The sequence below is a fragment of the Meridianimarinicoccus aquatilis genome (assembly GCF_004358675.1).
Classification (GTDB): Bacteria; Pseudomonadota; Alphaproteobacteria; order Rhodobacterales; family Rhodobacteraceae; genus Meridianimarinicoccus; species Meridianimarinicoccus aquatilis.
This window is the reverse complement of sequence record NZ_SMZO01000037.1, coordinates 28150-35079: the sequence shown is the minus strand read 5'-3', so window position 1 is coordinate 35079 and position 6930 is coordinate 28150. Positions and strand designations below refer to the sequence as shown.

The 6930-nt window shown below is 53.5% G+C and carries 5 protein-coding genes; 2 read left to right on the top strand and 3 right to left on the bottom strand.

The window, feature by feature from the left end:
- Positions 1 to 407: ATP-binding protein (locus E2L05_RS14470; RefSeq protein ID WP_165971777.1), on the top strand; the 407-nt coding region annotated here is incomplete at its 5' end.
- 308 nt (positions 408 to 715) lie between these two features.
- On the opposite strand, the gene E2L05_RS14465 is transcribed toward E2L05_RS14470, so the two are convergent.
- Genes E2L05_RS14465 through E2L05_RS14455 form a run of 3 tightly spaced genes read right to left on the bottom strand, consistent with a single transcriptional unit; the run spans position 716 to position 5861 of the window.
- A complete protein-coding gene (locus tag E2L05_RS14465) occupies positions 716 to 2065 on the bottom strand; it encodes an HlyD family type I secretion periplasmic adaptor subunit (RefSeq protein ID WP_133343613.1) in 1350 nt (449 codons plus the stop codon).
- Positions 2062 to 4161, bottom strand: coding sequence for a peptidase domain-containing ABC transporter (locus tag E2L05_RS14460; RefSeq protein WP_133343612.1), 2100 nt, complete (start codon positions 4159 to 4161; stop codon positions 2062 to 2064). The genes E2L05_RS14465 and E2L05_RS14460 overlap by 4 nt, the downstream gene beginning before the upstream one ends.
- Positions 4158 to 5861: an ABC transporter transmembrane domain-containing protein gene (locus E2L05_RS14455; protein ID WP_133343611.1), complete on the bottom strand. Its 1704-nt coding sequence runs from the start codon at positions 5859 to 5861 to the stop codon at positions 4158 to 4160. The genes E2L05_RS14460 and E2L05_RS14455 overlap by 4 nt, the downstream gene beginning before the upstream one ends.
- A 166-nt stretch (positions 5862 to 6027) precedes the next feature.
- Here E2L05_RS14455 and E2L05_RS20825 point away from each other — a divergent pair.
- Positions 6028 to 6930: hypothetical protein (locus tag E2L05_RS20825; protein ID WP_208016261.1), on the top strand; the 903-nt coding region annotated here is incomplete at its 3' end.

The window sequence follows — 6930 nt, the reverse complement described above, 5'->3', positions numbered from 1 at the left end:
ATCACAGATGCAAGGTGCGCTTCTACTCGACGGTGGAACTCGTCAACGCGCTGGAACAGGAAAAGGCGCTCGGGAAGGCCGGGAAAATGGCCGAGATGCTCACCAAGGTCGACTTGGTCATCCTCGACGAACTGGGATACCTGCCGTTCAGCTCATCAGGCGGCGCGCTCTTGTTCCACCTCCTGAGCAAACTCTACGAGCGCACCAGCGTGATCATCACCACAAACCTCAGCTTCTCAGAATGGGCGCAGGTCTTCGGGGATGCAAAGATGACAACCGCGCTCTTGGACCGGCTCACACACCGATGCCACATCCTGGAAACCGGCAACGACAGCTACCGCTTCAAAGCCAGCTCCGAAGCCGCCAAGAAAACAAGAAAGGACACACCAGCATTGACCACAACATAACCGCCGAGGAATAAACAAGGGTGGGTCAATTCTCGGTGAAAATACCGGGTCACTTCTCAGCAGAAATCAACACGCATAAAGTCTTCATCCTGAACAGAGCGAACTAACAAGCGCGGCCGTTAGGGGGGGTACGTCAGCATCGGTGCGCGGTTTGATCCGCGCGCGACGCCGCGGAACGCCAGCCTTTTCCCAGAAGTGGTAAAGGGCTGTGTGGTTCAAGGTTCCACACACGTGAAAACCCACAGTTCCGGAGTGTACTATGGGTTCGGTCGCCCGCTTTGCCCCCAGTGCGAAACCTTCTGAACTCTCTATCGCTCTGTCAAAATGGCTCTGAGAGAGGAGTCCAGAGGCTTTAACATATACTGTAAAATGGTGCGGCTGTTAGTTTGGATCTCGGCTGCCGCCTCCATGCCAATTTGGATACGACGTTTGTCCTCGTCGCTACCGACATGTGAGTCGTCCAGGCTGACGACAGCGCGGTAAAAGGTGGCGCCATCCGTTTGAGTCACGCTCGTAGGCGACAAGCTTTCGATCACTCCAGAGGTCCCCCCGTATCGTCTGAAATCGAAAGTTTGCAATTTCAATGAAACACTATCACCGACGCTAATGTGTCCAATATCTTTAGGTTCCACCTGCACTTCTGCCACAAGTGTCGCGGCATCCGGAAAGAGTTCAAAGAGTTCGGTGTCAGGGCCGATCACTTCGCCCGTCATGGGAAAGGCCACAGATTGGATAACCCCGCCCCTCGGAGCACGAATGCTCAAGGCATCGACTTGGGTGAGGAGCCCTTTTAATTCAGTTTTCAAGGTCTCTTGTTGTTCTCTTAAGTCATAAGCCTCTTTTAACAGTGCTTCGCCATGCGCGAGTTCGTTGTCCTTTAATTTCGCAATATCAGTAGCTTGCTGACCGACTGCACGCGCAAGAGCGACTTCCGCAGATGCTAGTTCACCACGTAGTTCACCCAACCGGTCTTCTGCCGCAATAAGCGTGAAAGCTGAAACATGGCCTTGTTGCGCTAGGTTTGAGAATCTTGAGACTTGATCTTCCTGCCCATGGGCACGTTTCACGGCGATATCCCGTGCATTCTCAAGTGTCTCGATCATGATCGTAGCCTGTTCGATCTGGCTTTGCAGGACCCGTTGGCGTTCAACGAACAAGGCTTGCCGAGCGTCCGCATGTTCATTTTCCACTAAGGCCGTGTCCATTTCAAGGAAATGGGGGCTTTCCCCAGTGCTGAATTTCATCAAAGAAAGCAGGCCCAATGTTCCCGCAAGGCGGTGTTCCACATGCGCCAGTGAATCTCTTGCTCTGGCCACGTTGCGAGTAAGCTCTGGTGAGTCAAGAATTGCCAGAAGGTCGCCCTTTTTGACCCTCTCCCCTTCAGAAACAAACACGTCCGCGACGATGCCCCCGTTCAAATGTTCGATCGCAATCGATCGTCCAGTCGGGACAATTGTTCCAGATGCTCTGACAAGTTCTCGGAGCGGAGTGACTGCCGCGAAAACCAAGCCGGCGGCCACAAATAGAACTAGAGTTATCATAGTGGCGCGAGCTGTTGCTGGCTGACGGGCATCTCTTCGCCGTTCTGCTTGAACGAACAGTCCGACCTTGGCCTTGTGACGGTCTTCTACTTGCGAGTTCGCTTGGATGTCGGTCATTTTGCCCCTTTATATCGATTTCGTAGTGCAGCGGCTTTTCTTCTGGCGACGTCGCCCAGGTCGTTCATCACGATGCGCCCTTCCTCGAGGCATATTATTCTGTCAGCCATAGCCAAGTGTTCAGGGTGCGCGCTTGCGAGTATGAGAGTCTTTTGGCCCTTAAGTTCTTTCAGGGTTGTGGTGAAAGCCGTCACACGTGTTGGCTCAAGGCCATTTGTTGGATCGTCAAATATATAAATGGATGCTGGCCGACTGAGGCAGCGTGCTAGCGATAGGGCGCGCAAAGTCGAGCCAGACAAGGTTTTGCGAAAAGCCTCTGTCATTCGAGTGTCCAGCCCTTCAGGAAAATGATGGATGTCATTCGCCAACCCGAGTTGCTCGATTGTTGTTTGGAGCGTGGTTCTTGTCAGATCTGGACAAGCGAGTTGAAAATTCTGCCATACGGTTCCGTGAAAAAACTCTGGCAGTTGGCGGGCATAGCCGATCATGTGCCGCAGATCGTCTACTGCGATCTGTCGGCTTTCCACCCCGTCAAACTTCACAGTTCCGCTTGATTGAGTGTGTAAACCGTCCAGCAAATCAAGCAAGGCTGTCTTGCCGCTTCCGTTCGAGCCAACAATGACTACACATTCTCCAGCCTCGATCTCGAAGCCAAGGTTTTGCAGGCTGGCCTCTGCACTTCCGTTGAATCGGAACGACACATTGGCCAACGATATGCTCCCGCGGAATGTTTTGAAGTTTGAAAGAGCTGCCCCCCGCGTAAATTCTTCGGTGAGCCCAAAAACGCGATCGATTTGTCGTTTGCTTTTGAAAACACCCTGAATTTGCGGGAGGTTGGAATAGAGAGCATTTACCGGAGCAAGGCACTTCCAAACCAAGGACATTACCGCAACCAATGCACCAAAGCTCAGCGCGTTCGACATTGCCAATTGTGTGCCAAGAAAAACCGCTGCAATACCTGAGAGTGTCATGATGCTTTGCCCTAGGGCTTGGCACGACAACTGAAATCGGCGTGCTTTGCCAGATAGGGCAGCGCTTGTCTTGGCGAGGCGGTGATGACGCGCTGCCCAAAGCTCCTGTGCGCCTAGATGCTGTAGGGTCCTTTGGGTTTGGATGGTTTCAAACAGCAGCTTTTGATGGGCTGTTCGTGCTTTTCCTGCTGCATCGTTTCGACGAGCAAGAGGCCCGATGGTTGCCCATGCTGCGACGGCAAACACACAGCAGGCAATGAGCATGGTCCCGCCAATGGCTGGACTGATAGCAAACAAGATGGCGAGAAATAAAAATATAAACGGAATGTCGAGTAGTGTCGAAAAAACCGGTCCAGAAAACAGTTCTCTCATGCCCTCGAACTGTTTGAGGCGGGCAATTTGTTGATCAACATCGCTCTTTCGAAGTTCGTTGAGAGGCAGGGCCGACAGTTTGCGAAATAGCCCTAAACCCAGCCGACCCTCCATCGAGGCGCCCATATACGCGACCGCCTTACCTCGGATAGATCGCAGCGTGAAATCCGTAAGCATTACAATGCACATGGCGATTGCCAAGGCGAGGATCAGTTCTGTCGCATTTGTTGGGATGGCGCGATCGTAAATCACCATAATCAGGACAGGACCAGCCAGAGCCATTGTGTTTGTGGCCAACGACGCAAAAAACAATGCAATCCAAGTTGTTCTGAACTGCCGCAGAAGTCCTCGAAAATCGATGATATTGGCCTTTGAGGCGCCATCACTTGATTTACCGATTTGGACGAAGGTTGCCTTTTGACGACTTATTGGTTCCCACTTTGGCGCGCTAGCATCGGGGTCCTGTTCGATCAGTACATCGTCGTCTCGGCGTGCAAGAATAATAGAAACGCTCCCCTCGTCGGCTATGCGCAGCGCCGGAAGGTCAGTGTTGGACAGTTCGCAGGTTGTCCCCGTGACAAAGGTTAGATCGAGCCCAAGGTTTCGTAGTGCAGTGATACAGTCGGATGCGGTTACGCGTTCGGTCAAATGCGGAACAGCTTGCATCAATCCTGAGCGCGAAGTTTGCCAGCCTGAAGTTTCGACAAAGCGGCTCAGAAGGGACAGGCCCGTGGAGAACGCGATTGTGTTCATGCTGATTGCGCCGCTTGATGCACTGAGGTGGCCGTGTCTTGAATCTTGTCGCAGTCCCACATGTGGTAGGTGCTAAGGGGGTGTTGCGTAAGCGATAGGTCTCGCCTTGCCAGGGCTTTCATGCTGCCTTGTGTGCTCGTCATGAGCACAGTCATGGCCTGTGAAAAGTCGCCGAGAACCGTAGCGGCAAGATTTGTGGCGCTGTCATCCAACGCGGAAGTGGCGTGGTTGAGCAAAAGGATCTTGGGTTGCAAAGCCAGTGCCCTGGCAAGGCAAACCATTTGAAGAAGACCCCGTGATTGTGGCCCTGCATCCGCGCTTAGCATTGTTTGGTAGCCAAGTGGCATAGCTCGAACTTCGGTGTCCAACCCTAGCCTCTCGCAGATGTCCATGATGTGTTTTTGGTCCTTGACCATTCCGAACATGGAAACATTTTCAAAGATTGTACCGCGGAACGCTGTGGGCACTTGGTCGACGAACATAATCCCACCATGGCCGCGACTATTGGCGTGAAGTGAGGGCGGCTTGCCATCAATTCGCATTGACCCCATCGACGGGGCTTGCTCGGCGAGTATCATCCGCATCAAAGACGTGCGGCCGCCGCCATCAGCCCCGTTGATACAAACGAACTCGCCTTGTCTGATTTCAGTCGTGACACCCTGAAACAAGATTTTTCCGCTCTTGGGGTGGCGAAAACCAAGATCTCTGAAGGAAAGTGCGCCTTTCAATTCCACATGTTTGCTTGGCGCCTTTCGCATCGGTTTTGCATCTAGTTCCGCGAGCCTGGTTTGGGCCTGGGTCACGGTTTCACCCTGCATCATCATGCCGAGTAGCTTTAGCAATGGCTGCGTTGTTCGGCCGTTCAAAAGCATGCAAGCAGCTAATTCGCCGACGCCAATCTGGCCCTGAACGACCAGAAATGCGCCGAACAGGCCCATCGCTGCGACGGCAGCTTGTCCCAATATCGCGGCCACGGATTGGGATAGACTTGACAGCCAGATTGTCGCCCGGCTTGCAGAAACAGATTGCCGGTTCAGCATTTCATACCGGCGCAACATTTGTTGCTCCATCCGGTTGGCTTTCACCGTTCCGATTTGCGTCAGGAACTCTATCAAGAATGAGTACCTTCGCCCGTCCACAGTCTTGCGCTGCTCTAGTACCTCGGTTTGCCGTCGCTTCATCAATTGGGTTACGACGAGAATGACTGAAAAAATCGTCAGCGGAACGGCGATCAACCATCCACCTATCAACCCAATCATACCGACGAAAATCATCGTGAACGGAAGGTCAATGATCAGCAAACGTCCCTGCCCGGAGTAATGCTCCCGCAATTGCGCGACGGCGCCAAAGCGTTCGAAATGAACCCCAACCCCGTCGCGCTCATGAGCACTTGGGACTGTACGAAGCACTTTCTGGCAGGCAGCATCGGAAAGGCGGGTTTCGAACCGCGTGCCTTCATGGCCAACCAGAACGATTCGACAAATCCGAAAAATCAGTTCTGCTGAGCTCACTGCGATCAGAAAAACCAGAAAAGAGCCTAGTGTGGCGTGTGCAGAGTTTGGAATCACACGATCGAATATTTGCAGCATGACCAACGGCATACCAAGTGCGAGAAGGTTCAGTGCCAGAGAACCCGTGAGAACAGTGGCGCCAAGTCTAGGCGCCTCAATTGATGTGAGAGAGTTGGTTCTTTGAGTCATATTAGCCAGCAGATGCCAATTTGTTTTTCCAGTTCTGATTAGCGGCCAAGTCTTTTCGAACGGTTTCGAGCAAATTAAAAATATGAACTATTTGAATGAGTTTCTGGGCATGAGTTCAGTGGCTTTTAACGTCCTGACGCAAATCTTTTGCTGACAGGAGATTTGTATGCGCCCAGAAGATAAAAACCCGCCGTTGGCGAAAGATATTGAAGTCACTCCTGAATCTCAGGTCGGTACAGGCGTCATCGGTGCTGAATCAGCTTCGGCCGGGCTAAAGCGAGGGGACGAGAAAGCGGTGGCTTCCATTGCTGCAGCCGGTGAAAGCTCCGAAGATACGGATGTAACACGAGGGACCTTGCACTATGGGTCTGGCACAGAATGGGGCACGCAGTTCGCTGAGGTCAATGCAGCGGTGGGGTCAGTTGATACCTATGATGCAGGTTCCGGGCCTTCACGCGACAGCAGAAGATTGGATGATGTCCTTGGCGGTGGCATGCCTGACGCGGCTTCAACCCTTCCCAGCTTCAGTGATGGCCCTCAGCATCACGACCATCCGGAACAGCCTTTTGGGTTTCAAGCACATTTGGTATCGTTGGAGAGGGAGAACTTTTTTGCACCAGATGTGTCTGGGGCTGATGATCTGTCCCCTACGCCAGATTGGGCTGGCTATGACGCGCGACTGCAAAGCACCCCCGAGGCGTTTGGCGAAACATTAGCAAGTGCCGAACTTTCTGTTTCCCAAACGATCCGGTTTTCCAAGGTTTCGCAAGGGACCCTCGCTTTTGATCAAACCGACGCCACCGATGCGGGGGGCCTGAGCCACGCGCAGGTGCTTGAGATCCCGGTTGTGGATGTGAACGAGGCGCCGGACGGGGTTGAGGTGGATCTTGCGCCGCTGCGCGAGAATGCCGCCGGGGCGGATCTGGGCGCGGTGCGTGTGAGCGATGGGGATGCCGGGGATACGGCGGTGCTCAGCGTGGATGATCCGCGCTTCGAAGTGGTGGCGGGGCGGCTGAAGCTGAAGGAGGGCATCGCCCTGGACGCCGAGGCGGAAAGCCACGTGACCCTG

Bases quoted from the DNA above. Each gene is read 5' to 3' on its own strand.
- E2L05_RS14465 (WP_133343613.1), bottom strand. From the start codon at position 2,065: ATGACCGACATCCAAGCGAACTCGCAAGTAGAAGACCGTCACAAGGCC.
- E2L05_RS14460 (WP_133343612.1), bottom strand. From the start codon at position 4,161: ATGAACACAATCGCGTTCTCCACGGGCCTGTCCCTTCTGAGCCGCTTT.
- E2L05_RS14455 (WP_133343611.1), bottom strand. From the start codon at position 5,861: ATGACTCAAAGAACCAACTCTCTCACATCAATTGAGGCGCCTAGACTT.